Here is a 26,808-nt window from a genome sequence, read left to right on the forward strand (position 1 = left end):
GGCCCCCGGCGCGCCCGGGAGCCCGGCGGGCCGGGACGTGAACCGCCCGCCCGCGCCCGGCCGCAGATGGAGTACCAGGGGTGTCACCGAGGCCGCGCCGGCCGCGTCCCGGCGGTGGCGTCCCGGCGGCGGCGTCCGGGGGGTCGGTTCAGCGGTTCCGGAAGGCCCCCGCCCGCCGCCCGCACGGTCCCGGCGCGTGAGCGTCTCCCCCCGGTGGTCCGGCCCCGGGAACGGAACGGACGTTCCCGTCTTCGTGCGGGCGGGATCGCCGGATGTCCGGACCGGCGCCGGTGCGGCCCCGGATTTGGGTGCCCGGGCCGGAGGTGGTTGGCTTCGCCGTGACGAGCGATCACAACTGCTGGAGGAACAGCCATGGCGCAGGTCGAGGCCACCACGGAGCGGATCATCGCGGCCGACGCGGAGACCGTGTTCGACGCGCTGGCGGACTACGCCGGCACCCGGGGCAAGCTGCTGCCCGAGCACTTCAGCGAGTACGAGGTGCGCGAGGGCGGCGACGGCGAGGGCACCCTCGTGCACTGGAAGCTCCAGGCCACCAGCAAGCGCGTGCGCGACTGCCTGCTGGAGGTCACCGAGCCGACCGACGGACAGCTGGTCGAGACCGACCGCAACTCCTCCATGGTCACCACCTGGGTCGTCACCCCGGCCGGCGAGGGCAAGGCGAAGGTCGTCGTCTCCACCGTGTGGAACGGCGCCGGCGGCATCGGCGGCTTCTTCGAGCGCACCTTCGCCCCCAAGGGCCTCGGCCGGATCTACGACACCCTGCTGGTCAACCTGGCCGCCGAAACCGAGGGCTGAGCGCCCCCGCGTCCGCGCCCCGGCGGCTCACCGGTTCGGGTGGACTTCCCGGCCCGGCGGCGGCCCGGGCCGCCGCCCCCGGAAGCCGGGCGTGGCCCCCGGGGCGCCGACGGGGCCGACGGCTAGGGTGGGGCCCTGCGCGCGTGCCGTCGTACGCGCGCGACCGACCGCCCGGGGGCCCGATGAAGATCCTCATCTCCGCCGACATGGAAGGCGCCACCGGCGTCACCTGGCCCGCCGACGTGCTGCCGGGCACGCCCCAGTGGGAGCGCTGCCGGTCCCTGTTCACCTCCGACGTGAACGCCGCCGTCCTCGGCTTCTACGACGGCGGAGCCGACCGGGTCGTCATCAACGAGGCGCACTGGACCATGCGCAACCTGCTGCTGGAGAAGCTCGACGCCCGCGCCGAGATGCTCACCGGCCGCCACAAGACCCTCTCCATGGTCGAGGGCGTGCAGCACGGCGACGTCGACGGCATCGCCTTCGTCGGCTACCACACGGGCGCCGGCACCGAAGGGGTCCTCGCCCACACCTACCTCGCCAACTCCATCACCGGAGTCTGGGTCAACGGTGTCCGCGCCAGCGAGGGCCTGCTGAACGCACACGTCGTCGCCGAGTACGGCGTCCCGGTCGTCCTCGTCACCGGCGACGACCTGACCTGCGTCGACGCGGCCGGCTACGCCCCCGGCGCGGTGACCGTCGCGGTCAAGGACCACGTCTCGCGCTACGCCGCCGTCTGCCGGACCCCCGCCCGCACCGCCGCCGACATCCGCGCCGCCGCCCAGGAGGCCGCGGCCCTCGCCGTGTGCCACGAGCCCGTACGGGGCGGCCCCTTCGCGGTGGAGCTGGAGTTCGACGCCGAGCACCTGGCCATGGCCGCCACCGTGGTGCCGGGCGTCGAACGGTGCGGGGAGCGCAGGGTCGCGTACGCCAGCGAGACGATGTACGAGGGGATCCGCGCCTTCAAAGCGGTCACGACGGTCGTCTCGGCGGCCGTGGAGGAGCAGTATGGCTGACATGCCCGCAGTCACCGCCGAGGCCCCGGCCGCCGCCGTGGCTCCGGCCGCCGCCGTGGACCGGGTCGCGCTCGACGAGGCCGTCGAGTTCACCTCCGGCCTCATCAGGATCGACACCACCAACCGGGGCGGCGGCGACTGCCGCGAGCGTCCCGCCGCCGAGTACGTCGCCGAGCGGCTCGCGGCCGCCGGGCTGGAGCCGGTCCTGCTGGAGCGGACCCCGGGCCGCACCAACGTGGTGGCCCGGATCGAGGGCACCGACCCCTCGGCCGACGCCCTCCTCGTCCACGGCCACCTCGACGTGGTCCCGGCCGAGGCCGCCGACTGGAGCGTGGACCCCTTCTCCGGCGAGGTCCGCGACGGCGTGGTCTGGGGCCGCGGCGCCGTCGACATGAAGAACATGGATGCGATGGTCCTGGCCGTCGTACGGGCCTGGGCGCGCGCCGGCGTCCGGCCGCGCCGGGACGTGGTGATCGCCTACACCGCCGACGAGGAGGACAGCGCCGTCGACGGCGCGGGCTTCCTCGCCGACCACCACCCGCACCTCTTCGAGGGGTGTACCGAGGGCATCAGCGAGTCCGGCGCCTTCACCGTGCACGCCGGGCCCGGAAGACCCCTCTACCCGATCGCCGCCGGTGAACGCGGCACCGCCTGGCTGAAGTTGACCGCCCACGGCACCGCCGGACACGGCTCCAAGCCCAACCGCGCCAACGCGGTCAGCCGGCTCGCCGCCGCCGTCGCCCGGATCGGCGAGTACGCCTGGCCGGTCCGGCTCACCGACACCGTCACCGCCTGCATCACCGAACTCGCCTCCCTCCAGGGCCTGTCGGTGGACCCCCGGGCCCCCGGCTTCGACCTCGATGCCGTCCTCGCCGAACTCGGCCCCGCCGCCGCCCTGGTCGAGGCGACCCTGCGCAACAGCGCCAACCCGACCATGCTCAGCGCCGGTTACAAACTGAACGTGATCCCCGGCCAGGCCACTGGCTACGTGGACGGGCGGATGCTGCCCGGCGGCGAGGCCGAGTTCACCGCCACCCTGGACGCGCTCACCGGACCGGACGTGCGCTGGGAGTTCCACCACCGGGAGGTCGCCCTCCAGGCCCCGGTGGACGGGCGGACGTACGGGATCCTGCGCGAGTCCGTCGAGCGGTTCGACCCGGACGGGCACGTGGTCCCCTTCTGCATGGCGGGCGGCACCGACGCCAAGCAGTTCTCCCGGCTCGGGGTGACCGGCTACGGCTTCTCCCCGCTGAAGCTGCCGCCCGGATTCGACTACTGGTCCCTCTTCCACGGCGTGGACGAGCGGGTGCCCGTCGAGGCCCTGCACTTCGGCGTCCGCGTCCTCGACCACGCGCTGCGCACCCTGTGAGGGAGACCCTGTGATGGCGGCGGTGACCCGGCCCTACGGAAGCTGGCCCTCGCCGATCGACGCGGCCCTTGCCGCCTCGCTCGACGGGCGCCCCGAGTACGTCGGCACGGTCGGCTCCGAGGTGTGGTGGACCGAACCCCGGCCCGAGGAGGGCGGCCGCCGCACCCTGGTGCGCCGCCGCCCCGCCGACGACGGGCCCGAGGTCACGGCGCTGCCCGCGCCGTGGAACGTGCGCAGCCGGTTCACCGAGTACGGCGGCCGGCCCTGGGCGGGTGCCGAACGGCCCGCGGGCGGGCCCCTGGTGGTCTTCGTCCACTTCGCCGACCAGCGCCTGTACGCGTTCGAACCGGACGCCCCCGGCGGGCCCGACCCCCGGCCCCTCACCCCGCCGTCCTCCGTCGGCGGCGGGCCGCGCTGGGCCGACCCGGTCCTGCGCGGCGCCGAAGTGTGGTGCGTGCTGGAGGAGTTCACCGGGCCCGCGCCCACCGACGTACGCCGGGTGCTGGCGGCGGTCCCGCTCGACGGATCGGCCGCCGCGGACCGTTCCCGGGTCCGGGAACTCACCGACGCCCGGCACCGGTTCAGTACCGGCCCCCGGCTGTCCCCGGACGGGCGGCGCGCGGCCTGGATCGTGTGGGACCACCCCCGGATGCCCTGGGACGGAACCGAGCTGCGGCTCGCCGAGGTCACCGCCGACGGGGAGCTGACCGGCGCCCGCACCGTGCTCGGCGGCCCCGAGGAGTCCGTCGCCCAGGTGGAGTGGACGCCCGGCGGGACCCTCCTCGCCGTGAGCGACCGCGGCGGCTGGTGGAACCCGTACCGGGTGGACCCGGAGGGCGGCGACGCCGTCAACCTGTGCCCCCGGGAGGAGGAGTTCGGCGGCCCGCTGTGGAAGCCGGGGCTGCGCTGGATCGCCGCGCTCCCCGACGGGCTCGTCGCCGTGCTGCACGGACAGGGCTCCTCGGTGCTCGGCGTCCTGGACCCCGACAGCGGGGACCTCGTGGACGCCGCCGGCCCCTGGACGGCCTGGCAGCCCACGCTCGCCGTCAGCGGCACCCGGGTCTACGGGGTCGCCGCCAGCCCGCGCAGCGCGTACGAGGTGGTCGAGCTGGACACCGCGACCGGCCACGCCCGCGTGGTCGGCGCGGAGGGGGTCGACCCGGTGGACCCCGCCTACTATCCGGAGCCGCAGAGCCGCACCTTCCCCGGCCCCGACAACCGCGAGATCCACGCGCACGTCTACCCGCCGCACCACCCCGCCTGGCGGGCCGCGGCCGACGAGCTGCCCCCGTACGTGGTGTGGGCGCACGGCGGCCCCACCGACCACGTGCCTCCCGTACTCGACCTGCACATCGCCTACTTCACCTCGCGCGGCATCGGAGTCGTCGAGGTGAACTACGGCGGGTCCACCGGCTACGGACGTGCCTACCGCGAGCGGCTGCGCGAGCAGTGGGGCGTGGTCGACGTCGAGGACTGCGCGGCCGTGGCCCGGGCGCTGGCCGCCGAGGGCACCGCCGACCCCGACCGCCTCGCCATCCGGGGCGGCAGCGCCGGCGGCTGGACGGCGGCGGCCTCGCTGGCGGCCGCCCCGCTCTACGCCTGCGCCGCGATCATCTACCCCGTGCTGGACCTGACCGGCTTCGCGGAGGAGACCCACGACCTGGAGTCCCACTACATCGACGGCCTGGCCGGGCCGGCGCGGATCCTCGCGGCGCGCTCCCGCGAGCGTTCGCCGGTGTCCCGCGCCGACCGGATCACGGCGCCGTTCGTGCTGCTCCAGGGGCTGGACGACGCGGTCTGCCCGCCGGCGCAGGCCGAGCGCTTCCTGGCGGCCCTGCGGGGCCGGCCGGTGCCGCACGCCTACGTGACCTTCGAGGGCGAGGGGCACGGCTTCCGGCGGGCGGAGACCATGATCCGGGCGCTGGAGGCCGAACTGTCCCTGTACGCCCAGGTCTTCGGCATCGAGCGGGCCGACGTGCCCCTGCTGCGGCTGGAGCCGTGAGCGCGACGGGCCGGTGAACGGTGGGCCCGTCCCGCTCCGGCCGCTGAGGCGGGAACGTGCCCGTCCCGCTCCGGCCGCTCAGGCGTGAACGCTGCCCCGCCGGCTCCGGCCGCTCAGGACGCCGCGATCCAGACGCGGAGCCGGCCGAGGGGGGTGAAGCCGGCCAGGACGGCGGCGGCGAGGTCGTCCCCCGACTCGTAGCCGACCACCGGCAGCCCCGGCCAGCGGGCCGCGGCGGCGGCGAGGGCGCCCGCCCAGGCGGCGCCGACGGGCGTGTCGCCGCGGGCGAACAGGTTGGAGACGCCGACGACGGGCCCGGTGCGGTGCACGACCGCCCCGGCGACGATCCGGCCGCCGCGGTCGGCGCGGCCCGCCAGGAAGGCGGTTCCGCCGGTCAGCAGGCCCGGCCGGAACAGGCCGGTGTGCTCCCCGTCGCCCCAGGCGGCCTCCCACTGCCGCAACTCCCCGGCGCCGGCGACCCCGGACCATTCCAGAGGCGGTCCGCCGACCGGTGCCGGGGGCCCGGCGGGGCGGTGGATCCACTGCGCCTCGAACAGCACCCGGAAACCCTCCGGGCCCAGGTCGAGCGCCGCGAAGCTGTCCTTGACCGAGCAGCCCGGGGAGCCGGTGTCGATCGCCGCCAGCAGCGCGGCCGCCGACGCGCCGCCCGGGGTGAGCGTCACCGCGTCCGGGTACAGCGGCGGGGTGCGCCGCGGGCTGGTCCAGGCGTCCGCGGTGGACTCGCCCGGGAGTCCGTGGGCGCGGCAGACCGCGTCGCACCACGCGGCGTTGTCGAGCGCCGCCGCGAGCAGGAGCGTGTGCGGGTCGTGGGCGGTGATCACGCCGGGGATCCTGTCACACCTCCTAACCTGGACGGATGTCCTTTTCCACGTACCTCCGCGAGGGCGGCCGGGTGGGCCTGCGCCCCCTCCGGACCGCCGACGGGCCCGAATTCACCGCCCGCGTCCACGAGAGCCGCGAGCTCCACCGTCCCTGGCTGTTCCCGCCCGCCACCCTGGAGGAGTTCGAGCCGTACGCGGCCCGGCTGGCCGGCGGCGACGGCCGCGCCGGGTTCCTGGCCTGCGAACTCGCCACCGGCGCCATCGCGGGCTTCGTCAACGTCAACAACATCGTGCGCGGTGCCTTCCAGTGCGGCGCCCTCGGCTACGGCGCCTTCGCGCACGCCGCCGGCCGGGGCCTGTTCCGGGAGGCCCTCGCCCTGGTCCTGGACCACTCCTTCGCCCCGGAGGGAGAGGGCCTCGGGCTGCACCGCCTCGAAGCCAACGTCCAGCCCGGCAACGCCGCCTCGATCGCCCTCGTCCGCGGTGCGGGCTTCCGGCTGGAGGGGCTGTCACCGGAGTTCCTCCACGTCGACGGGGCCTGGCGCGACCACGAGCGGTGGGCCGTCACGGCCACCAGGCCGCGCGGCTGAGGGCGGCACGGGTCGACGCGGCGCGGGGCGCGTGACACTGGACCGCGTCGCGGGCACAGGACCGCGTCGCGCAGGACCGCGTGGCGCCGGGCGCCGTGGCGCAGGATGGGTGCATGCGATCCCTCGTGCTCCTCGACGCCCCGTCCAACCTCGGTCTGAAACCGCCCGCGCCCGGCACGGTGCCCGGGGTGTACAAACTCGCCGGAGCCCTGCGCGAGCAGGGCCTGCTGGCCCGGCTCGGCGCGCGGGAGGGCGGGGTGGTGGTCCCGCCGCGCTATGACCGCGGCGACTGGAAGGAGGGCGACGGCGTGTTCCACGCCGACGCCCTCGCCGCGTACACCGTGGCCCTCGCCGACCGCGTCGAACGGCACCTGCGCGACGGGGAGTTCCCCGTCGTGCTCGGCGGGGACTGCTCCATCCAGCTCGGCGCGTCCCTGGCCATGCGCCGCATCGGGCGGTACGGGCTGGCCGCGATCGACGGCTCCGCCGACTTCCGCCACCCGGGGAACGCGGCGGTCAACGGCCCGGTCGGCGCCGCGGGCGGCGAGGAGCTGGCCCTGGGCACCGGCCGGGGGCAGGCCGGTCTCACGGACCTGGAGGGGCTGCGGCCGTACCTGCGCGACGAGGACGTACGGCTCTTCGGGCTGCGCGACGGGGACGCGGACCTGCCCGAGCTGCGGGCGGCCGGGATCCGGACGGCCACCGTCGGGGAGATCCGCGAGCGCGGCGCCGGGCCGGTGGCGCGGGCCGCCCTGGACGGGCTGCACCCGCCGGACACCGCCGGGTTCTGGGTGCACCTGGACGCGGACGTGCTGGACCCCGGCGTGATGCCGGCGGTGGACAGCCCGGACCCCGGCGGCCTCGTCCCCGACGAACTGGCCGAACTGCTCGGGGTGCTGGTGCGTTCGCCGCGCTGCGTCGGCCTCAACGTCACCATCTACGACCCGGACCTCGACCCGGACGGCCGCGCCGGCGTCCTCCTCGCGGACCTGGTCGCCGGCGCCTTCGCGTGAGCGCCGCCGGCCGCGCCGGCCGCCCCGTTCCCCGCCGGTCCGGCCCCCGTGCGCGGCGCCGCGCGGGGTCGCGCACGGGGGCCTTCGCGTCATCCTGACCGGTGGTCCTGCGCGGAACCCCTGTGCACGGGCCGCCGCGGCGTGTTCCCCTTTCCCATGGCCACCACCGTCCGACGCGCCGTACTGACCCTGCCCGCCGCCCCGTTGGGCCCCGAGAACCCATTGCCCGCCCTGCGCGCGCCCGACGCCGTCCACGTCCCGGACGAGCGCGCGCTCGCCGGGCTGCCGCGCGACTCGGTGCGGCAGATCGGGTACGGGGCGCTGCGCTCCCTGCTGCCCGTCCGGATCCGGGACGGCTACCGGCGCGACCGCTCCGAGCGCGGGTTCGACACGATCGTCATCGAGAACGAGTACCTGCGGGCCACCGTCCTGCCCGGCCTCGGCGGCCGGGTCCATTCGCTCGTCCACTTGCCCACCGGCCGCGAACTGCTCTACCGCAACCCGGTGTTCCAGCCCGCCGACTTCGCCCTGAACGGCGCCTGGTTCTCCGGCGGCATCGAGTGGAACACCGGGGCCACCGGCCACTCCGCGCTCTCCTGCGCCCCCCTGCACGCCGCGCTCGTCCAGGCCCCCGACGGTGGCGTGATGGTCCGGCTGTGGGAGTGGGAGCGGCTGCGCGACCTGCCGTTCCAGGTGGACCTGTGGCTGCCCGGCGACTCGGAGTTCCTGTACGTCGGCGTCCGCGTGCGCAACCCCCACGAGCGGCCCGCCCCCGTGTACTGGTGGTCCAACACCGCCGTCCCGGAGGAGCCGGGCACGCGGGTCCTGGCCCCCGCGGACGAGGCTTGGCACTTCGGGTACGGGGGCGCCCCGCACCGCGTCCCGGTGCCCGAGTGGGAGGGCGCCGACCGCACGTATCCGGCGGCCGGCGCGTACCCCGCCGACTTCTTCTACGAGGTCCGCAGCGGCGAGCGGCCCTGGATCGCCTCGCTGGACGCCGCCGGCGAGGGGCTCGTGCAGACCTCCACCGGGCGGCTGCGCGGGCGCAAGCTGTTCGCCTGGGGAGCGGGCCGGGGCGGCCGCCGCTGGCAGGAGTGGCTGACCGAGCCGGGCACGGGCGGCTACGCGGAGATCCAGGCCGGGCTGGCCCGCACACAGCTGGAGCACGTACGGCTGGACGGCGGGGCGGAGTTCAGCTGGCTGGAGGCGTACGGCCCGCTCGCCGCGGACCCCGGCGCGGTGCACGGGCCCGACTGGCCGGCGGCGTCCGGCGCCGCCGGGGCCGCGCTGGAGGCCGTACTGCCCCGGGAACGGGTGGACGCGGCGTACGAGGCGTGGCGCGGCTGCGCCGACACCGAACCGGGGGAGCGGCTGGCCGCCGGTACGGGCTGGGGCGCCCTGGAGGTGCTGCGCGCGGGCTTCGAGCTGCCGGGCACGCCGTTCGAGGAGTCGACGCTGGGCGAAGAGCAGGCGCCGTGGCTGGAGCTGTGGCGCACGGGTGTCTTCCCGGCCCAGCGCCGGGAGGCGCCGCCGGGGCCGAGCCTGGTCGCCGCGCACTGGCGGGACATGCTGGAGACGGCCCCGGCGGACCCGCTGACCGAATACCACCTGGGCGTGGCGCAGTGGCACGCGGGCGACGTGGCCCAGGCCGTACGGAGCTGGGAGCGCGGGCTGGCGCCGGCCCCGTCGAGGTGGCCGCTGCTGCGGTGCCTGGCGGTGGCGGACGCGCTGGCCGGCGCCCCGGAGCGGGCTGCGGACGGCTTCGCGGCGGCCTTCGAGGACCTGGCCGTGGAGAGCCGGGGCGGCGAGCTGTGGACCGCGGCGGAATCGGCGCTGGGCCGGGAGGCGATGGAGGCCCTGCTGGCAGCGGGGCGGCTGCCCGAGGCCCGCCGGGTCTGGGACCGGCTGCGGCCGGCCCAGCGGGACCAGGGGCGCTTCCGGCTGCTGGCGGCGCGTCTCCTGGCGGCGGAGGGACACGTGGCGGCCGCCCGGCGGGTCTTCGAGGACGGCTTCGAGATCCCGGACCTCCGGGAGGGCGAGGAGTCCCTCGGCGAGGTCTGGGCCTCCCTCACCGACCGGCCCCTGCCGGCCCGCTACGACTTCCGGATGCGGCCGCCGGAGTAGGCCGTACCGGCCGGTCCGGCGGGGCGGAGACGGCGACGGCGGAGTGCCGCACGGCCCCGGCGGGGGCCGCGGTTCACGCCCGGCAGAGGACCTCGCCGTTCAGGACCGAGAACCAGGCGTCCGGGTCCGCGCCCCAGGCGTGCCAGGCCGCGGCGACGGTGGCCAGCTCCGCGGGCGTCGCGTGGCCGCCGCGGGTGGCGATGTCGGCGTAGGCCGAGGCCGTCGTACGGTCCGCCCACAGGGACGACCACCAGGCGGCCTCCCCGGGGGTGGCGTAGCACCACGACGTCGCCGAGGACGCGACCTCGGTGAAGCCCGCCTCGCGGGCCCAGGCGCGCAGCCGGCGGCCCGCGTCCGGCTCGCCGCCGTTGGCGCGGGCGACCCGGCGGTACAGGCTCAGCCACTCGTCCAGGCCGGGGGTCGCCGGATACCAGGTCATGGCCGCGTAGTCGGCGTCCCGCGCGGCCACGATCCCGCCGGGACGGCACACCCGCCGCATCTCGCGCAGGGCCCGGACCGGGTCGCCGACGTGCTGGAGCACCTGGTGGGCGTGGACCACGTCGAAGGAGTCGTCGGGGAAGCCCAGGGCGTGGACGTCGGCCGTGGCGAACTCGATGCCCGTCAGGCCGCGTTCCGCCGCGTACCGGCGGGCCTGGTCCACGACGCCCGCGGCGGCGTCCACGGCGGTGACCCGGCCGCCCGGTGCGACGCGTTCCGCCAGACCCGCCGTGATCGTGCCCGGGCCGCAGCCGACGTCCAGCACCGACATGCCGGGGCGCAGCTCGCCGATCAGGTACGCGGCCGAGTTCTCGGCGGTGCGCCACCGGTGCGAGCGCAGCACCGACTCGTGGTGGCCGTGCGTGTAGACGGCGGTCTCCTTGGGGGCGTCCATGACCGGCTCCTCGTCGTCGAAGGGATGCTCCCAACCGTAGGGGATGCGTTCGTCATTCGAGATGACGGTTTCGGCATGTGGACACCGCTCTGCTGTGCCAAGGCGGCGGGCCCTCGGCGGCCGGCCGCCGCTCCGCGGCACGACAACGGGCATGGCGGGGTGCACCATCGTATAAAGGTCAGGCGGGTCGGCTGAAGGTCACTCAAGGTCAGGCGGGTCGGCGGGACGAGTCCGGAAGGCGGGACGCGGTGGCGGCGACGCAGCGCACGACGGCGGAGGGCCGCGGTCCGGTCCGGTACGGCCCTCCCGCGCCCCAGCCGGGCCTGCCCGTGCTGCCCGAGCTGGTCTCGGTGCTCGCCGCGGCCGCCGGGCGCGCGGCGCCCGAGCCCGTGGGCGGCGGGAGGTCCGTACGCGAGGCCGCCTGCCGGTACTGGGGACGCCGGGGGCTGGCGACCACCCCGGAGAACGTCATCGCGGGCCCCGGCGCGCCCGCGCTGCTGCTCGCGCTGATCGGCGCGTACGGGGGCGATGTGCTGCTGCCCCGCCCCTGTCCCGCCTGGTGGACGCCGCAGGTCCGACTGCTGGGACGACGGGCGTACCACGTGCCGACCCCGGCCGAGTGCGGCGGCGTACCGGACCCGTACGCGCTGCTGGAGACCGTACGACGGGTGCGCGCCGAGGGCGGCGACCCGCGCCTCCTGCTCCTGTCGGTCGCCGACGACCCGACCGCGACCGTGCCGCCGCCGGAGATGCTCCGCGAGGCATGCGAGGCCGCAGAGTCGGCCGGGCTGTTCGTCGTCAGCGACGAGAGCTGGCGCGACACCCTGCACCGGCCGCACGAGACCCTGGTCCTGAGTCCCGCCGAGATGCTTCCCGACCAGGCCGCCGTCCTGGTCGACCTGGCCGGGTCGCTGCTGCCCGCGGGCTGGCCGGCCGCCGTGGTCCGCTTCCCCGGCACCCCGCGCGGGACCTGGCTGCGCGCCCGCACCCTCGACGTCCTCACCGCGACCGGCGCGCTCACGGCCGGACCGGTCGCGGGAGCCGCCGCGTACGCCCTCGACGAGCCGGTCGCCGTCGCCGAACGGGCCCGCGCGGCCGCGGCCCTGCACGGTGCGGTGGCCGCCGCCGCACACCGCGAGCTGCTCGCCGTCGGGGCGCTGGCCAGGCCCCCGCGGGCCGGCCGGCACGTGTACGCCGACCTGACCCCGCTGCGCGCCGGACTCGCCCGGCAGGGGGTCGGCGACGCCATGGAGCTGGAGGACTGGCTGGGCGGCCGGCTCGGCGCGCCCACCCCGGGCGGGCAGCGGTTCGCGGACGAGTCGGTCGCGCTGCGGGTCAGGCTGTCGACCGGGCCGTTGCTGGGCGCGGACCCCGGGGAGCGGCTGGCCGCGCTCACCGCCCGGGACCCGCTGGAACTCCCGCACGTACGGAGGTCCCTGGAGCGGCTCGGGTCCGTCCTGCGCGGGCTCGCCTGACGCCGGCCCCCGCCCGCCCCGCCGCCGCGGGCCGGACGCCCGCGCCATTGTGCGGGCACCGCACGGCGGATACGCTCCGTCCGCTGCTCAAGATCACCCCAGCCGGACGAGACGGCCGGACAACACCGCCGGACAACACCGCTGGACAACACCGTGCGGACCAGACCCCACCCGAGGTCCGGTCCGTTCCCGGGAGGCGCGCACACATGGACGACGCGGAGCTGCTGTACCTGGGAGTCGCGCGGCAGGCCGAACTCGTCCGCGCGGGCAAGGTGACCGCCCGGCGGCTGGTGGAGGCATCCCTGCGCCGCACCGCGCGGATCGACGGCCATCTGGGCGCGTTCCGGGTGGTCCGCGCCGACCGGGCCCTGGCCGAGGCCGACGCCCGGGACGCCGCACGCGCGTCCGGCGCGGATACCGGCCCCCTGGAGGGCGTGCCGGTCGCGGTCAAGGACGAACTCGACGTCGAGGGCGAGGTCACGACCTTCGGCGGCGCCGCCAACCGCACCCCGGCCGTCGGCGACTCCGAGGCGGTGCGCAGGCTGCGGGCGGCCGGCGCGGTGATCGTCGGCAAGACCGCCATGCCGGAGTTCGGCCAGTGGCCGTTCACGGAGTCGGCGGCCCACGGCTATACCCGCAACCCCTGGGACACCGCCCGGACCACCGGCGGTTCGAGCGGCGGCAGCGCCGCCGCCGTCGCGGCCGGACTGGTCGCGGCCGCGCTCGGCGGCGACGGGGGCGGCTCGATCCGCATCCCGGCGGCCTGCTGCGGCCTGTTCGGCCTCAAACCGCAGCGGGGCCGCGTCTCCACCGCCCCCCACCCGCACCTCTGGTACGCCCTGGGCACGGTGGGACCGCTCACCCGCACCGTGCTGGACAGCGCCGTCCTGTACGACGTCCTCAGCGGACCCGCCGCCGGAGACCGCTGGACCGCGCGGCCCACCCGTACGAGCTTCACCGCGGCGGCGTCCACCGACCCGGGCAGGCTGCGGATCGGGTACTCGGCGAAGGCCGCGGTGCCCGGGGTACGCCCGCACCCCGACCACGTGCGGGCCCTGCGCGAGACCGTACGGGCGCTGCGCGAGCTGGGCCACGACGTGCGGCCGGTCGATCCGCGCTATCCGGACACCACGGCGGCGTTCCTCCCGCAGTTCGGCGGCGGGGTCCGGTCCGAGGCGGCGGCGATGGAGCGGCCGGAGCTCCTGGAACGGCGCACCCGGCAGACGCTGCGGCTGGCCCGGCTGGCACCCGAGGCCGTCGTGGAGCGGGCGGTCCGCGCCGGGGAGCGGATGGCCGTCCGCGCGAACCGGGTGTTCGACGAGGTCGACGTGCTGCTGACCCCGACCCTCGCCGCACGGCCGCGGCGCGTCGGCGCCCTGGACGGCACGGGCCTGTTCCGTGCGATGGCGCGCTCGTTCCCGATGATCGCGTACACCGCGCTGTGGAACGTCACGGGCCATCCCGCCGCCTCCGTGCCCGCCGGAACAGGGGCGGACGGGATGCCGCTGGCGGTCCAGCTGGTGGGCCGGGAACACGACGAGACCACCCTCGTGGCGGTGGCCGCACAGCTGGAAGCCGTGCGGCCGTGGGCGGGCCGCAGGCCCGTCCTCCCCGAGTGACGCGGCGCGCCCTCAGCCAGGGCGCAGCCCCGCCGCCGTGCGCCGCACCCGCCGCCGTGCGCCGCACCCGCCGCCGCCCGGCGGACCCGTCGGACGGGTCAGGCCGGTCCGGCCGACCGCTCCGCCCTGAGCCGCCGCCAGAGCGCCGGTCCCACGCTGATCAGCAGGGTCAGGGCGACGGCCAGCGCCACGCCCTTCCACGGTTCCGTGAAGAGCGCGCCGCCCAGGATGCCGATCAGACCGTACGTGGCGGCCCAGGCGAGAGCGGCCGGGGCGTCGCCGTGGGCGAAGCGGCGCAGCGGCAGCTCCGCCAGCAGGCAGGCCAGCATGACCGGGATGCGGCCCGCCGGCAGCAGCCGGGACACCACCAGCACCAGCACCCCGTGCTCGTCCAGCTTCGTCTGCGCCTGTTCCAGCCGCTCGGGCGTGGCCCGGCCGCGCAGCCGCTCCAGCCACCGCGAGCCGCCCCGCGAACGCACCCCGCGCTGCCCGAGCCAGTACAGCGCGACGTCCCCGGTGAACGCGGCCACCGCCGCGACCCCGACCACCAGCAACACCCCGTAGGGCGGCGACTGGTGGTGGAACGCCACCACCGCCGCCGAACTCACCAGCGCGCCCGTGGGGATCACCGGCACCAGCGCCCCGAGCGCCACCAGGACGAACAGCGCCGGATACCCCAGCGCCTGCCGGGCGGATTCCGGCGGCGCCTGTCCGGCCGCCGCCGCCAGGTCGAGCGGATTCACGGCAGCCGCACCCGCTCGCCGTGCGCGGGGGCCCGTACCGTCACCTTGGGCGCGAGCCGTCGCGCGTGGCGCACGAACTCCTCGCCCGGCGCGTGGAACTCGTGCGGCCGCACCGCGTCCATCCCGATCGGCCAGTACGTCCCGTAGTGCACCGGGACCGCCGCCGCCGGGGCCAGCTCGGCCAGCGCCCGCGCCGCCCGCCCGGCGTCCAGGTGACCCGGACCGAGGTACGGGCCCCAGCCGCCCACGGGCAGCAGGGCCACGTCCACCGGACCGACCTCCTCGGCCATCGTGTCGAACAGTCCGGTGTCACCGGCGAAGTACGTGCGCGCCGCACCCTCGACGACGTACCCGAGCGCCGGCGCGAGCCGGGGCCCGAACGGCAGCCGCCGGCCGTCGTGCCGGGCACTGACCGCCCGCACCCGCACCCCGGCGCGTACGGAGACCTCGTCGCCCGGCGCCACCTCCGTCACGGCCAGGCCCCGCTGCCCGGCGGTCCGGGCCAGTCCCGGCACCGCACGGCGGGCGCCGCGCGGCACGAGCAGCCGGGTTCCGGGCGCGAGCAGCGACAGGGAGGGGAGGTGCAGGTGGTCGGAGTGCAGGTGCGACACGAGCACGACGTCCGCGAGCGCCGCTTCGGGCGGGGGCGGCGCGCCGCGCCGCCGCCGCAGGTGCGCGAGGCGCCGCGCGAACAGCGGGTCGGTCAGCAGCCGAACCCCGGAGTCCTCGACGGTGCATGTGGCGTGCCCCCACCACGTGATCTCGACCGGCACCCGGGCCTCCCTCCGTCGCACGTCCGCCACCGAGCCTAGTGCCAGAGCCTGCCCCGCCGATCCGCCCCGAACCGGAGTCGGCGGACCCCTCCTCCCCGGCACCGGATCCGAGTAGGGTCGGGGGCCATGGAAGAGCTGCGCGTGGCCGCTATCGCCAGCCTGACCCCGCTCGAGGACCTGGACGCGGACCCCTTCGCCGTGGACACCCGCAGCCAGCAGGCGATGTGTGCGCGCTGGGCCGCGGACCACGGCTACGTGGTGACGCGTCAGCTGCTCGTCTACGGGATGCGTCCGGACCACTGCGGGCTGTGGTCGGGTGTGGACGCGGGGGAGGTCGACCTGTTCGTCGCCGCCAACCGCCGGGTGCTGGCCCGGGCGCTGCGTTCCGTCGAGGAGTTCGCCGCCGAGTGCGGGCGCCGGGGCGTACGGCTGGAGACCGCGGGGTACGAAGAGCCCGCCTACACCTCCGGGATGAAGGCCGAGGTGCACCGCCGGATGTCCATGCCGACCGCCGGCTACGACGGCACGTGACCTGAGGGACGTGACCGGCGGTATGCGACCTGAGGCACGCGACCTGAGGCACGCGACCTGAAGCACGCCCTGGCGCGCACCCCCTGACCCGCGGTCGCGAACATCCGTGCGCGGCCGGTGTCGCCCGGCCGGGTGAGCGCGGTTGTGCGAGCCTTGAGGCCGGGCCCCAGGGGCGGGACGGTGAGGCGGGTGCGGTGTGTCGCGAGGACGGTGGCGGAACACGGGCGCCGCCCTGGTGCGGGTGGTCCTCGTCTGGTCGGTGTCCACCCTCACGATGCTCGCCCTGGCCGGGATCCTGCCGGACTTCCGGCTCCGGTCCGGCGACGGTGACAGCGTCACGCAGATCGGGCTGACCGCCGCCTGGGGCGCCGGGGCCTTCGGCCTGCTGAGCGCGCTCGTCTGGCCCGTCGTGGTCCGGGCCCTGCTGCTGGTACCCGCGCTGGTGCTCGGGCTGCTCGTCTTCTTCCTGAACGGCTCGCTGCTGCTGATCGCCCTCAGCCTGGTCCCCTCGGGCGGCGAGGTGGCCCCCGACACCGCGGTGGTGGTCGCCGCGGTGATGTCCGCGGTGGCGTCGGCGACCTCCACCGCGCTCGCCGTACGCGACGACGAGGCGTACCGCAGGCGCCTCTACCGCCTCGCCGACCGGCGCCGCCGCCGCCAGCGCCGGGCCGGGGCGCCGGGGGCCGGCGCGGCCCCGCCCGGGCTGCACTTCCTACACCTAGACGCCGTAGAGTGAGAGGTGATGAGCAACGCGGCGGGCAGCGGGCTGATGCCGACGGTGGCCGGCCTGCTGGACAGCGGCCACCGGGTCACGTCGTGGCGTACGGACTGGTCCAGCCAGACCGGCGCGAGCCAGCTCGGCATCCTGCACGGCTCCACCTTCGACGTGCCCGCGTTCCGCTGGTACGAGAAGGACACCGGCGAGGTGGTGGTCTGCAACCGGCCCACCAGCGCCGCCGAGCTCCAGCGCCGGGCCATCGCGCGCACCGGTGACGGCGGCCTGCTCACCCTGGACGGCGCCAGCCGGGGCAACCTGTTCAGCGGCGGCGCCGACCAACTGGCACTGGTGCTCTCCGTCTCGGCCCGGCGCGGCCCCGCGAACCGGTCCCGCGCGGGCTACTTCGCGTACTTCAGCGACCCGGCCAACGCGGTGCGCACCGCGCTGTCCTTCGTCGCCGAGGTGGGCCGCGAGATCGGCCAGTCGGTCCGGGCGCGGCTGCGCGAGGAGGAGCCGCGGATCGGCCGGGGCGGGCTCTACCCGCTGATCCGGGCCTTCGCCACCGTCGTCGAACGGGACGTGGTCGTGGCGGCGGTGATCGGCGACATGCTCGCCGGCCGCGCCTCGGTCTACGCCGACCTGGTCGCCTACGACGAGGTCGCCCACCACTCGGGCCCGCGCGGCCGGGACACCGACCAGGTGCTGGCGCGCCTCGACCGCAGCCTCGCGCTGATCGGCAGGGTCGCCGAGCACGCACCGCGGGCCTACCGGGTCGTCCTGCTCTCCGACCACGGCCAGAGCCCGGGGGAGACCTTCCTCGGCCGGTACGGGCTCACCCTCAAGGACCTGGTCCGGGCGGGCTGCGGGCTGCCCGTCTCGCGCCGGGCGGGCCGTACCCGCAGTGGAGCCGAGGCCCGGGCCGCCTTCCTCGCCGCCCTCCACCGGCCGGTGGAGGAGGGTGAGGAGGCCCACCCGGGGCCGGGCTCCGACCCGGTGGTGCTCGCGTCCGGCAACCTCGGGCTGATCTCCTTCCCGGACGTCCCCGGCCGCGCCACGCGGGAGGGGATCGAGCGGGCGCACCCGGCGCTGCTGACGACGCTGGCCAACCATCCGGGCGTCGGCTTCCTGCTGGTCGACGGGGTGGTGCTCGGCCCGGGCGGGGCGCAGGCCCGGCTCGACGTCCCCGGCGCGGCGGAGGCGCTGCTGGCCCCCTTCGGCCCGGGCGCCGCCGCGGCGGTCCGGCGGACCGACACCTTCCCGCACGTGGCGGACGTCATGGTGAACTCGGCGTACGACCCCGAGACCGGGACGGTGCACGCCTTCGAGGAGCAGATCGGCTCGCACGGCGGACTCGGCGGGGAACAGGGGCACCCGTTCCTGATGTGGCCGACCGTGCTGTCGGAGCCGGGCGCGGGCCTGGTCGGAGCGGAGGCGGTGCACGGCGTACTGCGGCGCTGGCTGCGCGAGGCGGACGGTCCGCAGGTCCCGGTGGATCCTGTGGCGGAGAATCACCGGCCGGAGGGGGCCACAGGCGGAACCCTTCCTTCCGTAGAGGGTGCCGTACGGGACGAAACCCGCTGATTTGGAGCGCCCTCCGCGCTGGCCGACCATGGGGCGACCTGCCCACCATGTGAGACATCCCGAGGCGCACCCCCGATGACCAGCACCGCAGCCCCAGCGACCCGGGGCGACGCCCCACAGGACCCCGCGCCCCTGAGAGCCACCGCAGACCCCGCCGCCCCGGAGCCCCGCCCGCAGGACGGCCGGCACGCCCGCCGCTTCGGCCTCCCCGTCGCCACCTGCCTGGTCATGGGAAACATCATCGGGGGCGGGATCTTCCTCCTCCCCGCCTCGGTGGCCCCCTTCGGCACGATCAGCCTGGTCGCGTTCGCGGTGCTCACCCTCGGCGCGATCTCCCTCGCCCTCGTCTTCGGCCGCCTCGCGCGGCGCCACCCGCGGACCGGTGGGCCGTACGTCTACGCCCGCGCCGCGTTCGGCGACTTCGCGGGCTTCCTGGCCGCCTGGAGCTACTGGATCACGGCCTGGGTCTCCAACGCGGCGCTGGCCGTCGCCGCCGTCGGCTACCTCACCGTGCTCTTCCCGGCCGTCGGCGACCACGCGTGGTCGATGTGCCTGGCGGCCCTCGCCGTGCAGTGGCTCCCGGCGCTCGCCAACCTCGCGGGCACCCGCGCCGTGGGCGCCGTCCAACTGATCTCCACCGTGCTGAAGTTCGCCCCGCTGCTGCTCGTCGCCGTCGGCGGGCTGTTCTTCTTCGACCCGGCCAACCTCGGCCCCTTCCGGGCCACCGGCCAGAGCGCGGCCGGCGCCGTCTCGGCCTCCGCGGCGATCCTGCTGTTCAGCTACCTGGGCGTCGAGTCGGCCGCCGTCAGCGCCGGAGAGGTCCGCGACCCGGCCCGCAACGTCGGCCGGGCCACGATCCTCGGCACCGCCGGCGCGGCGACCGTCTACCTGCTGGGCACCCTCTCCGTGTTCGGCCTGGTCGCCCACGACACCCTGGTCACCTCCCAGGCGCCCTTCACCGACGCGGTCAACGCCATGTTCGGCGGCACCTGGGGCGGCACCCTGGTCGCCTGGGCCGCCGTGGTCTCGATGATCGGCGCCCTGAACGGCTGGACCCTGCTCAGCGCGCAGACCCCGTACGCCGCCGCCAAGGACGGGCTCTTCCCAAAGGTCTTCGCGAAGCGCCGGCGCGGCGTCCCGGTGGCCGGAGTCCTCGTCACGGTCACCCTCGCCTCGGCCCTGACCGTCTACCACCACACGGCCGGTCCGGAGGGCGTCTTCGAGGTCCTGGTCCTGGTCACCACCTTCACGGCGACCGTCCCCTACCTCCTGTCCGCCGCCGCGCAGATCTACTTCCTGCTCTCCGGCCGCGCCGAACGCGTGCACCGCGGCCGCCTGGTCCGCGACACCGTCCTGGCCGCTCTGGCCTTCGGCTTCTCGCTGTGGCTGGTCGCCGGCTCCGGCTACGCCGCGGTCTGCCAGGGCGCGCTCTTGCTGTTCGCCGGCGTCCTCGTGTACGCCGCGACGGCGGCCCGGAAGCGGCGCACGGCCTCCGCGCGCTGACGCGGCGGCGGGCAGCCGGGAACACCCCGCGGAGCCGGCGCGAGCGCGCCTTCCTGGTTCCGCGGGGTGCCTCCCCGCCGTTCAGCCCCCGGGGACCGGCCTTCCGGCCGGCCCGGGAGGCCGGGCCGACTCAGTCGAGGTAGTCGCGCAGCACCTGCGAACGCGAGGGGTGGCGCAGCTTCGACATCGTCTTGGACTCGATCTGGCGGATCCGCTCACGGGTCACCCCGTACACGCGGCCGATCTCGTCCAGCGTCTTCGGCTGGCCGTCGTTGAGGCCGTAGCGCATGGAGACCACGCCCGCCTCGCGCTCCGAGAGCGTGCCCAGGATCGACTGGAGCTGCTCCTGGAGGAACGTGAAGGACACCGCGTCCGCGGGCACGACCGCCTCGGAGTCCTCGATGAGGTCACCGAACTCGCTGTCGCCCTCCTCACCCAGGGGGGTGTGCAGGGAGATCGGCTCGCGGCCGTACTTCTGGACCTCGATGACCTTCTCGGGGGTCATGTCGAGTTCCTTGCCCAGCTCCTCCGGGGTGGGCTCGCGGCCCAGGTCCTGGAGCATCTGGCGCTGCACACGGGCGAGCTTGTTGATGATCTCGACCATGTGCACGGGGATGCGGATCGTGCGCGACTGGTCGGCCATGGCCCGCGTGATCGCCTGCCGGATCCACCAGGTCGCGTACGTGGAGAACTTGAAGCCCTTGGTGTAGTCGAACTTCTCCACGGCGCGGATCAGACCGACGTTGCCCTCCTGGATCAGGTCCAGGAAGAGCATGCCGCGGCCGGTGTAGCGCTTGGCGAGGGAGACCACGAGGCGGAGGTTGGCCTCCAGCAGGTGGTTCTTCGCCCGGCGGCCGTCCTCGACGAGGATCTCCAGCTCGCGCTTGAAGGCGGGCTTGTGGTCCTCCTCCTCTTCGAGCTTGTACTCGGAGAACAGGCCCGCCTCGATGCGCTTGGCGAGCTCGACCTCCTGCTCGGCGTTGAGGAGCGGCACCTTGCCGATCAGCTTCAGGTAGTCCTTGACGGGGTCGGCGGTGGCGCCGGCCACCATGACCGTCTGCGCCGGGGCGTCGTCCTCGTCGTCGTCGGACAGGACGAAGCCCGCGGTGCCGCCGGGCTTGGCGGGGGTCTCCTCCTCGGCGTCGTCGGCGAGGTCCTCGGCCGCCCAGTCCTCGCCGACGGCGGGGGTCTCGCCCTCGTCGGCGTCCTTGGCACCGGTCTTCTTGGCGGCGGCCGTCTTCTTCACGGCCGTCTTCTTGGCGGCGGTCTTCTTGACCGTGCGCTTCTTCGGCTCGGCGCCGGCGTCGGCCGCCGCCTCGTCCTCGGTCGCGGCGGCCGGCGAAGCGGATATCGCCGCAGCGGTGGCCGTGGCGGCGGTCTTGCGCGCGCCGATGGGGCGGGGCGGGGCCGCCGCCTTCTTGGTCACGGCGCGTGCCGGAGCGGCGGCCGCCTTGCGGGGCTTCTTGGCCGCGGCCTTGGTGGCGGGAGCCGCGCTGACGTGAAGGGCGACACCCTCCTCGTCCAGGACCTGGTTCAGGCTGCGCAGGACCCGCTTCCACTGGTCCACCGGGATGCGACCGGCCTCGAAGGCCTGGCGCACGTCGTCACCGTTGATGTGACCCTGCTCGCGGCCGCGCTCGACGAGCGCGACGAGGGCCTCCGATTCGGCGATCTCCGGAGGGAACGTACGGGACGGGCTGAGCGACACAAGGAGCCTCTCGTTGCGAACAAATAAGGGGTGGGCGGGACATCATCGCGCGAACTCGGGAAACAGACCCGAGGGGGGTCTGTATTCCGGGGCCGCGCGAGGACCCTGTCGGTTCATCGCATGCCCGAGTCGATTCGTTACGCGCTGAATTGAGTGACCTGCGCCACGCTGTGGCCGCGCAACCGATCCGGCGTGGATCCGTCCGCCTTTTCCGTCAGCCCGTTTTGCGGGCTTCGATCAGGAAGCGGGCGGTCTGCGCGACGAACGGGCCGTCGCTTTCGATCTGTTCGTGCAGCTCCCGCAGGCGGTCCCGGTACCGCCCGACCGTGAAGCCGGGCACCATCCAGATCACCTTCCGTAGAAAGTAGATCACGGCTCCGATGTCATGGAACTCCGTCCGCAGCCGCTCCGAGCGCAGATCGACCACTTCCAGGCCCGCCCCGGCGGCCGCGGCGACCGCGTCGTCGGGGTGCCGGCCGCGCCGCACCCGCTCCGGCTGGGGGCCGAGGAAGTACTCGACGAGCTCGAAGACGCTCGCCGGACCGACCTGCTGGGAGAGGTACGCGCCGCCCGGCCGCAGGACGCGCGCGATCTCGTCCCACCACACGGTCACCGGGTGGCGGCTGGTCACCAGCTCGAAGGCCCCGTCGCCGAAGGGCAGCGGCGGCTCGTCGGCGTCCGCGACCACCGCGGCGCCCAGCGGGTGCAGCAGCCGGGTCGCCTTCTCGATGTTCGGCGGCCAGGACTCGGTGGCGACCGTCAGCGGGGGCAGCGGACCGGCCCCGGCGAGGACCTCGCCGCCGCCGGTCTGGATGTCCAGGACGGAGCCCACCCCGGCCAGCCGCTCGCCCAGGATCCGCTGGTAGCCCCAGGAGGGGCGCTGTTCCGTGGCCCGGCCGTCGAGCCACGAGAAGTCCCAGCCGTCCACCGAGACGGATTCGGCCTCGCCGACAAGATGGTCGAAAGTACGCGTCATGCCTCGATCGTCCCAGGCCGGGTACCGGTGGACCACCGGATATGTCGACTACAGTGGACGCCGGGCCGTGACTGGCGTTCGGGTGGATCACCACCGGGGAGCGGCCCGGCGTACGTGTGTACGCCGACTGCCGCGCGCCTGGGCGAACCGCTATCCCGCAGCGACGTTCAGGAGACCCCGTGACGACCGCCCAGACCAGTGCCCAGCTCATGGACGGCACCGCGCTCGCCCGCCGCATCTCGCAGCGGACCGCCGAACTCGCGGCCGCGATCACCGCGCGCACCGGCACCGCGCCCTGCCTCGCGACCGTCCTGGTCGGCGAGGACCCCGCGTCGGTGACGTACGTCCGCATGAAGCAGAACCGCTGTGCCAAGGCCGGCATCACCTCCCGCCACGTGGAGCTGCCCGCCGCGACCACCACCGAAGAGCTGGTGGCCGCCCTCACCGCGCTCTCCGCGGACCCGGAGATCAGCGGCATCCTGCTCCAGCACCCCGTCCCGCACCACATCGACGAGCGCGCCGCCTTCGAGGCCATCACCCCCGGCAAGGACGTCGACGGGGTCACCATGCACTCCTTCGCCGCCATGGGCTTCGGTCTGCCGGGCTTCGTCTCCTGCACCCCAGGCGGCATCATGCGCCTGCTGGACGCCTACGACGTCGACCTCACGGGCAAGCACGCCGTCGTCGTCGGCCGCAGCGCGATCCTCGGCAAGCCGGCCGGGATGCTGCTGCTGGAGCGCAACGCCACCGTCACCTACTGTCACTCCCGCACCGTCGACCTCCCGTCGATCGTGCGCCAGGCGGACGTGCTGGTCGCCGCCGTCGGCAAGGCCGAGTTCATCCGGGGCGAGGACATCAAGCCGGGCGCCGTGGTCCTGGACGCCGGGTACAACGAGGGCAACGTCGGCGACGTGCACTTCGCGTCGGCCGCCGCCCGTGCCTCGCTGATCACCCCGGTGCCGGGCGGGGTCGGCCCGATGACCATCGCCGTCCTGCTGGAGCAGACCGTCCAGGCGGCCGCCGCGCAGGCCGGGCTGGACCTCGCGGACCTCTGACCCGCTCCGCGCGCCCCACGCACGGCGAACGCCCCGGGCCCTTCGGTCCGGGGCGTCGCGTATCCGGGGGTAACGGGCCGAAGGACCGATCCCCGCACCGCCCGCCCGGGCTGCACTGGGTGGGTGAACGCCTCGATGGATACGCGCGAGCAGGGTCCGGAGCCGAGCGCACCGGACGAGCGGGCCCCGGGCGGGCCGGCCGGGCACAAGGCCGGACGCACGACCGGACGCACGACCGGACGGCACCCGCGCGGCCTCGCCACCCTCGTCCTCACCGAGCTGTGGGAGCGCTTCAGCCTCTACGGCATGGTCGCCATCCTCGTGCACTTCCTCGCCGCCTCCCGCGCCCACGGCGGCATGGGCCTGCACCAGGGCACGGCCGAGGCCGTGGAAGGCGTCTACATGGCGATGATCTCCCTGCTCGCCCTGCCCGGCGGCTGGATCGCCGACCGCTTCCTCGGCGCCCGCCGCGCCGTCCTGTGGGGCGGGGTGGTCATCATGGCGGGCCACGCCCTGATGGCCGTGCCCGGCCCGGCCTTCGTCTGGCCCGGCCTGGTCCTCATCGTCATCGGCACCGGCCTGCTGAAGCCGAACATCTCCGCCCTGGTGGGCCGCCTGTACGCCGCGGACGACGACCAGCGCCGCGACGCCGGCTACTCGATCTTCTACATGGGCATCAACCTCGGCGCGGTCCTCGCCCCGCTCGTCGTCGGCTACCTCGGCGAGGAGGTCGACTGGCACCTCGGCTTCGGCGCCGCCGCCGTCGGCATGGCCCTCGGCCTGGTCCAGTACGCCCTCGGCGGCCGCCGGCTCGCCCGGCAGCTGCGCGAGGAGCCCGTGGTCCGGCTGACCCCCGCCGAGCGGACGAGGATGCGCCGCTCGTCCGCGTACGGGCTGGTGTTCACCGCGTCCCTGATCGGGCTGCTGGCCGCCGCACACGCCCTGAGCATCGACAACATCACCTTCGTGCTGACCGTCGTCGCCGTGGTCGTCCCCGCCGGCGTGCTGCTGTCGATGTACCGCAGCCCCAAGGTGACCCCCGTGGAGCGGACCCGGCTGCGGGCGTACGTCTGGCTCTTCCTCGCCGCGACGCTGTTCTGGCTGGTGTACGACCAGATGGGCAGCGAGCTGAACCTGTTCGCCGCGCAGAAGACCGACCTCAGCCTGTTCGGCCTGCACGTCCCGGCCAGCTGGACGCAGTCCCTGCCCTCCCTGTTCGTGATCGTCCTGGCGCCGCTGTTCGCCGCCTTCTGGGTGCGCCGCGGCCGGCGGATGAGCACCCCGCTCAAGTTCGGCCTCGCCCTGCTGCTGACCGGCGCGTCCTTCGTGGTGATGTCCGGCGCCGCCGCCATCGCGTCCACCGGCGTGAAGGTCTCCCTGATGTGGTTGGTCGGCGTGTACGTCATCCAGGTCATGGGCGAGATGTGCCTGAGCCCGGTGGGCCTGTCGGTCACCACCAAGCTCGCGCCGCGCGCCTTCGCCAACCAGATGATGGGCGTCTGGTTCCTCGCCGCCGCCACCGGCGACGCGATCGGCGCGCAGCTGCCCCGGCTCGACGCCGTGATCGGGCAGAGCGTCAACTTCCTGTGGCAGGGGGCCGTGGTGATCGCGGCGGGCGCCGTGATGGTCGTCTTCACCCGGCGGCTGAAGGCCCTCACGGGCGAGGCCCCGGCGTCCGGGACGCCCGCCGTCGCGGCCCGGACGGCCTGAGGCCCGGGCCGCGCGTCAGTCGCGGTGGATCCGGTCGACGCCGTACCACCGTGACACGCAGGCGGCGACCCAGTCCCGCTCGTAGGCCCCCGTGAAGAAGGGCTCCGCGAGGCTGCCGATGTGCAGGGGCCGGTAACCCACGTCCGAGGAGCCCCGCGCCACCTCGGCGCGGACGCGGGCGTCCTGGGCGTCCCAGGCCACGGAGCGGGTCACCGTGGCGGTCGTCAGCTGCCGTACGTTCGGCACGAGCACGGCCACCGAGGCCAGCGCCAGGCAGCCCGCCACGACGGCGCCGACGGCGAGGGCCGCGTCGGCGCCGCGCCGCTCGACGCGGGCCGGGAGCCACCGGGCGCCCCACGCGCCCAGCAGCGCGCCGTAGCCGCAGAGGGCCAGTTGCATCGGCACCAGGAAGCTCGTCCACGTACGGGCGTACGTCCACCCGCTCGGGCCGTACCCACTGCGCAGGCCCACCACCACCGCGAACGAGCCCAGCACCACCACGGGCACCGGGAGCAGCAGCAGGGCCGCCAGCACCGTGCGCGGCACGGTCCGCAGCCGGCTTCCCCCGGCGCGCTCCTCCCGCGCCTCGCGCCGTCCGGGCGCGGTCCCGCCGCGCCGGCTCGCCAGCCCCAGGAGGACGCCGACGGCGACTGCTCCGAGATAGGCCCACTGGCCGCTGACGGAGTCCCACATGGACAGCCAGTCCCTGACGGTGCCCCGGAGCTCGCCCGCGGACAGCAGCGATTCCTTGTCCGGCTGCTGCGCCCGCCGCCACCGGGCGCCCGGGGAGGTGTAGAGCACGACCAGACCGCAGACGAGCCCCGCGCACCAGAGCAGACACCAGGTGAAGGGGCGCGGGCCGCGCGCCAGGCCCAGGCGGGGCAGGCAGAGCAGCCCGGCCCCGGCGGCGAGGAGCCCGCTGACGAGCGCGAACGGCTCGCTCAGCGTGCCGAGCGCGAAGGCGATGAGGAACGCCGAGACGAAGCCGGCCGTACGGACGCCCGCGCGGGGATGGCCGACGGTCCGCACGGCCAGCAGGAACGCCCACAGGCCGATGACGCTCGGAAGGGTGTGGGAGATCGTGGCGGGCGCCCACAGCAGCACCTGGTAGCCGCGGGTGCCCGCGAAGTAGAGCAGTGCCTGGACGACCAGCGCGCAGGCGGTCAGCACCAGCACCGGGGGTCTGCCGCCGAGGAATCGGGTGAAGTGCCCCCCGAGCAGGACCAGTCCGACGGTGAAGGAGACGGCGATGACCGTCGGCAGGAGCTTCATCCCGGTCAGTCCGTCGCCGTACACGACGCCGCTGAGGAAGGCGTTGGCGATCCTGCCGTTCTGCGTCGCGTAGAAGTCGGAGGTGATGCCGAGGACGCCCATGTCCCGGGCCTTCCACGCGGCGCACCAGTCGTCGGACGTGGGCCGCACGTAGAGCCCCAGGAAGCAGCCGACGGCCGTCAGCGCCCCGGCCGCCGCGACGAGCGTCGCCCCGGCCACCGCGAGGAGACCGGGCAGCAGGGGGCGGCGGCCGGTTCCCCGGCCCGTCCCGGAGGCCGGGGCCCGTACGCCCTCCTTCTCGTGCTCGTGCGCGTCCTCGGCCGCAGCGGTGCTCATCCACCACCCCTTCGCAGTGGGCCCTGCCGCGGCGGCGGCCGGTGCGCCCCGCCGGCGGCGGTGATCGCACGGCCCGTCGAACACCCATGATGTGCACGGCCCTGTGCCACCGGCACCCGGGGGTGGTCCAGGACGGGGTACGAG

General features: G+C 75.4%; 20 protein-coding genes, 1 pseudogene and 1 riboswitch. Of the genes and pseudogenes, 14 read left to right on the top strand and 7 right to left on the bottom strand.

What is annotated here, in order from left to right; translation table 11 throughout:
- Positions 1 to 372: 372 nt before the first annotated feature.
- The 4 genes from ABT106_RS16015 to ABT106_RS16030 all read left to right on the top strand — a co-directional run bounded on the left by ABT106_RS16015 (position 373) and on the right by ABT106_RS16030 (position 5,203).
- Positions 373 to 816 carry an SRPBCC family protein gene (locus ABT106_RS16015; protein WP_351277229.1) on the top strand — a complete coding sequence of 148 codons (444 nt, stop codon included), beginning with the start codon at positions 373 to 375 and terminating at the stop codon, positions 814 to 816.
- Between the two features lie 182 nt (positions 817 to 998).
- Positions 999 to 1,832: a M55 family metallopeptidase gene (locus tag ABT106_RS16020; RefSeq protein WP_351277232.1), complete on the top strand. Its 834-nt coding sequence runs from the start codon at positions 999 to 1,001 to the stop codon at positions 1,830 to 1,832.
- Position 1,833: 1 nt separating this feature from the next.
- Positions 1,834 to 3,201, top strand: a complete 1,368-nt coding sequence (locus tag ABT106_RS16025; RefSeq protein ID WP_351277235.1) for a M20/M25/M40 family metallo-hydrolase — start codon at positions 1,834 to 1,836, stop codon at positions 3,199 to 3,201.
- Positions 3,202 to 3,214: 13 nt separating this feature from the next.
- The gene (locus ABT106_RS16030; protein WP_351277237.1) at positions 3,215 to 5,203 is read left to right on the top strand and encodes a prolyl oligopeptidase family serine peptidase; all 1,989 of its coding nucleotides are present in this window, start codon (positions 3,215 to 3,217) and stop codon (positions 5,201 to 5,203) included.
- A gap of 113 nt (positions 5,204 to 5,316) precedes the next feature.
- Here ABT106_RS16030 and ABT106_RS16035 read toward each other — a convergent pair whose 3' ends face one another.
- Positions 5,317 to 6,045 carry a hypothetical protein gene (locus ABT106_RS16035; protein ID WP_351277239.1) on the bottom strand — a complete coding sequence of 243 codons (729 nt, stop codon included), beginning with the start codon at positions 6,043 to 6,045 and terminating at the stop codon, positions 5,317 to 5,319.
- 35 nt (positions 6,046 to 6,080) lie between these two features.
- On the opposite strand from ABT106_RS16035, the gene ABT106_RS16040 reads away from it, so the two are divergent.
- From ABT106_RS16040 to ABT106_RS16050, 3 genes are all read left to right on the top strand, one after another.
- Positions 6,081 to 6,635, top strand: coding sequence for a GNAT family N-acetyltransferase (locus ABT106_RS16040; RefSeq protein ID WP_351277242.1), 555 nt, complete (start codon positions 6,081 to 6,083; stop codon positions 6,633 to 6,635).
- Between the two features lie 113 nt (positions 6,636 to 6,748).
- Complete coding sequence (locus ABT106_RS16045) at positions 6,749 to 7,648, top strand: arginase family protein (protein ID WP_351277244.1); 900 nt, start codon at positions 6,749 to 6,751, stop codon at positions 7,646 to 7,648.
- 156 nt (positions 7,649 to 7,804) lie between these two features.
- Positions 7,805 to 9,772 (top strand): DUF5107 domain-containing protein, encoded by a 1,968-nt coding sequence (locus ABT106_RS16050; RefSeq protein ID WP_351277246.1) that lies wholly within the window; start codon positions 7,805 to 7,807, stop codon positions 9,770 to 9,772.
- Between the two features lie 73 nt (positions 9,773 to 9,845).
- Here the strand turns inward: ABT106_RS16050 and ABT106_RS16055 are convergent, their stop codons facing one another.
- Positions 9,846 to 10,664, bottom strand: a complete 819-nt coding sequence (locus ABT106_RS16055; RefSeq protein ID WP_351277249.1) for a methyltransferase domain-containing protein — start codon at positions 10,662 to 10,664, stop codon at positions 9,846 to 9,848.
- 248 nt (positions 10,665 to 10,912) lie between these two features.
- Between ABT106_RS16055 and ABT106_RS16060 the strand changes: the two genes are divergently transcribed.
- Entirely contained in the window at positions 10,913 to 12,139 is a 1,227-nt protein-coding gene (locus tag ABT106_RS16060; protein WP_351277251.1) for an aminotransferase class I/II-fold pyridoxal phosphate-dependent enzyme, read from the top strand.
- 206 nt (positions 12,140 to 12,345) lie between these two features.
- Positions 12,346 to 13,758, top strand: a complete 1,413-nt coding sequence (locus tag ABT106_RS16065; protein WP_351277253.1) for an amidase — start codon at positions 12,346 to 12,348, stop codon at positions 13,756 to 13,758.
- 98 nt (positions 13,759 to 13,856) lie between these two features.
- Here the strand turns inward: ABT106_RS16065 and ABT106_RS16070 are convergent, their stop codons facing one another.
- Both ABT106_RS16070 and ABT106_RS16075 read right to left on the bottom strand, forming a co-directional pair.
- On the bottom strand, positions 13,857 to 14,501 hold the full coding sequence (locus ABT106_RS16070; RefSeq protein WP_351277255.1) for a DedA family protein: 645 nt from the start codon (positions 14,499 to 14,501) through the stop codon (positions 13,857 to 13,859).
- Positions 14,498 to 15,274 (bottom strand): MBL fold metallo-hydrolase, encoded by a 777-nt coding sequence (locus ABT106_RS16075; RefSeq protein WP_351277258.1) that lies wholly within the window; start codon positions 15,272 to 15,274, stop codon positions 14,498 to 14,500. Before ABT106_RS16075 ends, ABT106_RS16070 begins: the two co-directional genes overlap by 4 nt.
- Before the next feature lie 126 nt (positions 15,275 to 15,400).
- Here ABT106_RS16075 and ABT106_RS16080 point away from each other — a divergent pair, with 126 nt between their 5' ends.
- The 3 genes and pseudogenes from ABT106_RS16080 (at position 15,401) to ABT106_RS16090 (ending at position 19,607) form a co-directional block, all read left to right on the top strand.
- Positions 15,401 to 15,805, top strand: a complete 405-nt coding sequence (locus ABT106_RS16080) for a hypothetical protein (RefSeq protein WP_351277261.1) — start codon at positions 15,401 to 15,403, stop codon at positions 15,803 to 15,805.
- Between the two features lie 196 nt (positions 15,806 to 16,001).
- Positions 16,002 to 18,104: pseudogene (locus tag ABT106_RS16085) on the top strand (phage holin family protein).
- A 75-nt stretch (positions 18,105 to 18,179) separates the two neighbouring features.
- Positions 18,180 to 19,607, top strand: coding sequence for an amino acid permease (locus ABT106_RS16090; protein WP_351277263.1), 1,428 nt, complete (start codon positions 18,180 to 18,182; stop codon positions 19,605 to 19,607).
- A 130-nt stretch (positions 19,608 to 19,737) separates the two neighbouring features.
- On the opposite strand, the gene ABT106_RS16095 is transcribed toward ABT106_RS16090, so the two are convergent.
- Together ABT106_RS16095 and ABT106_RS16100 are read right to left on the bottom strand one after the other, a co-directional pair.
- Positions 19,738 to 21,315, bottom strand: coding sequence for an RNA polymerase sigma factor (locus ABT106_RS16095; protein ID WP_351277266.1), 1,578 nt, complete (start codon positions 21,313 to 21,315; stop codon positions 19,738 to 19,740).
- A gap of 214 nt (positions 21,316 to 21,529) precedes the next feature.
- On the bottom strand, positions 21,530 to 22,291 hold the full coding sequence (locus ABT106_RS16100) for a class I SAM-dependent methyltransferase (protein ID WP_351277268.1): 762 nt from the start codon (positions 22,289 to 22,291) through the stop codon (positions 21,530 to 21,532).
- A 57-nt stretch (positions 22,292 to 22,348) separates the two neighbouring features.
- Positions 22,349 to 22,442: riboswitch (ZMP/ZTP riboswitch) on the top strand.
- A gap of 58 nt (positions 22,443 to 22,500) precedes the next feature.
- Between ABT106_RS16100 and ABT106_RS16105 the strand changes: the two genes are divergently transcribed.
- Both ABT106_RS16105 and ABT106_RS16110 read left to right on the top strand, forming a co-directional pair.
- On the top strand, positions 22,501 to 23,346 hold the full coding sequence (locus ABT106_RS16105) for a bifunctional 5,10-methylenetetrahydrofolate dehydrogenase/5,10-methenyltetrahydrofolate cyclohydrolase (RefSeq protein ID WP_351277306.1): 846 nt from the start codon (positions 22,501 to 22,503) through the stop codon (positions 23,344 to 23,346).
- Between the two features lie 123 nt (positions 23,347 to 23,469).
- Positions 23,470 to 25,056, top strand: coding sequence for a peptide MFS transporter (locus ABT106_RS16110; protein WP_351277271.1), 1,587 nt, complete (start codon positions 23,470 to 23,472; stop codon positions 25,054 to 25,056).
- A gap of 15 nt (positions 25,057 to 25,071) precedes the next feature.
- Here ABT106_RS16110 and ABT106_RS16115 read toward each other — a convergent pair whose 3' ends face one another.
- Positions 25,072 to 26,664, bottom strand: a complete 1,593-nt coding sequence (locus ABT106_RS16115; protein WP_351277274.1) for a hypothetical protein — start codon at positions 26,662 to 26,664, stop codon at positions 25,072 to 25,074.
- Between the last annotated feature and the right edge of the window lie 144 nt (positions 26,665 to 26,808).

The organism is Streptomyces sp. NPDC002044, assembly GCF_040296725.1.
Lineage (GTDB): Bacteria > Actinomycetota > Actinomycetes > Streptomycetales > Streptomycetaceae > Streptomyces > Streptomyces antarcticus.

Bases quoted from the DNA above. Each gene is read 5' to 3' on its own strand.
- ABT106_RS16015 (WP_351277229.1), top strand. From the start codon at position 373: ATGGCGCAGGTCGAGGCCACCACGGAGCGGATCATCGCGGCCGACGCG.
- ABT106_RS16020 (WP_351277232.1), top strand. From the start codon at position 999: ATGAAGATCCTCATCTCCGCCGACATGGAAGGCGCCACCGGCGTCACC.
- ABT106_RS16025 (WP_351277235.1), top strand. From the start codon at position 1,834: ATGCCCGCAGTCACCGCCGAGGCCCCGGCCGCCGCCGTGGCTCCGGCC.
- ABT106_RS16030 (WP_351277237.1), top strand. From the start codon at position 3,215: ATGGCGGCGGTGACCCGGCCCTACGGAAGCTGGCCCTCGCCGATCGAC.
- ABT106_RS16040 (WP_351277242.1), top strand. From the start codon at position 6,081: ATGTCCTTTTCCACGTACCTCCGCGAGGGCGGCCGGGTGGGCCTGCGC.
- ABT106_RS16045 (WP_351277244.1), top strand. From the start codon at position 6,749: ATGCGATCCCTCGTGCTCCTCGACGCCCCGTCCAACCTCGGTCTGAAA.
- ABT106_RS16050 (WP_351277246.1), top strand. From the start codon at position 7,805: ATGGCCACCACCGTCCGACGCGCCGTACTGACCCTGCCCGCCGCCCCG.
- ABT106_RS16055 (WP_351277249.1), bottom strand. From the start codon at position 10,664: ATGGACGCCCCCAAGGAGACCGCCGTCTACACGCACGGCCACCACGAG.
- ABT106_RS16065 (WP_351277253.1), top strand. From the start codon at position 12,346: ATGGACGACGCGGAGCTGCTGTACCTGGGAGTCGCGCGGCAGGCCGAA.
- ABT106_RS16080 (WP_351277261.1), top strand. From the start codon at position 15,401: ATGGAAGAGCTGCGCGTGGCCGCTATCGCCAGCCTGACCCCGCTCGAG.
- ABT106_RS16090 (WP_351277263.1), top strand. From the start codon at position 18,180: ATGACCAGCACCGCAGCCCCAGCGACCCGGGGCGACGCCCCACAGGAC.
- ABT106_RS16100 (WP_351277268.1), bottom strand. From the start codon at position 22,291: ATGACGCGTACTTTCGACCATCTTGTCGGCGAGGCCGAATCCGTCTCG.
- ABT106_RS16105 (WP_351277306.1), top strand. From the start codon at position 22,501: ATGGACGGCACCGCGCTCGCCCGCCGCATCTCGCAGCGGACCGCCGAA.
- ABT106_RS16115 (WP_351277274.1), bottom strand. From the start codon at position 26,664: ATGAGCACCGCTGCGGCCGAGGACGCGCACGAGCACGAGAAGGAGGGC.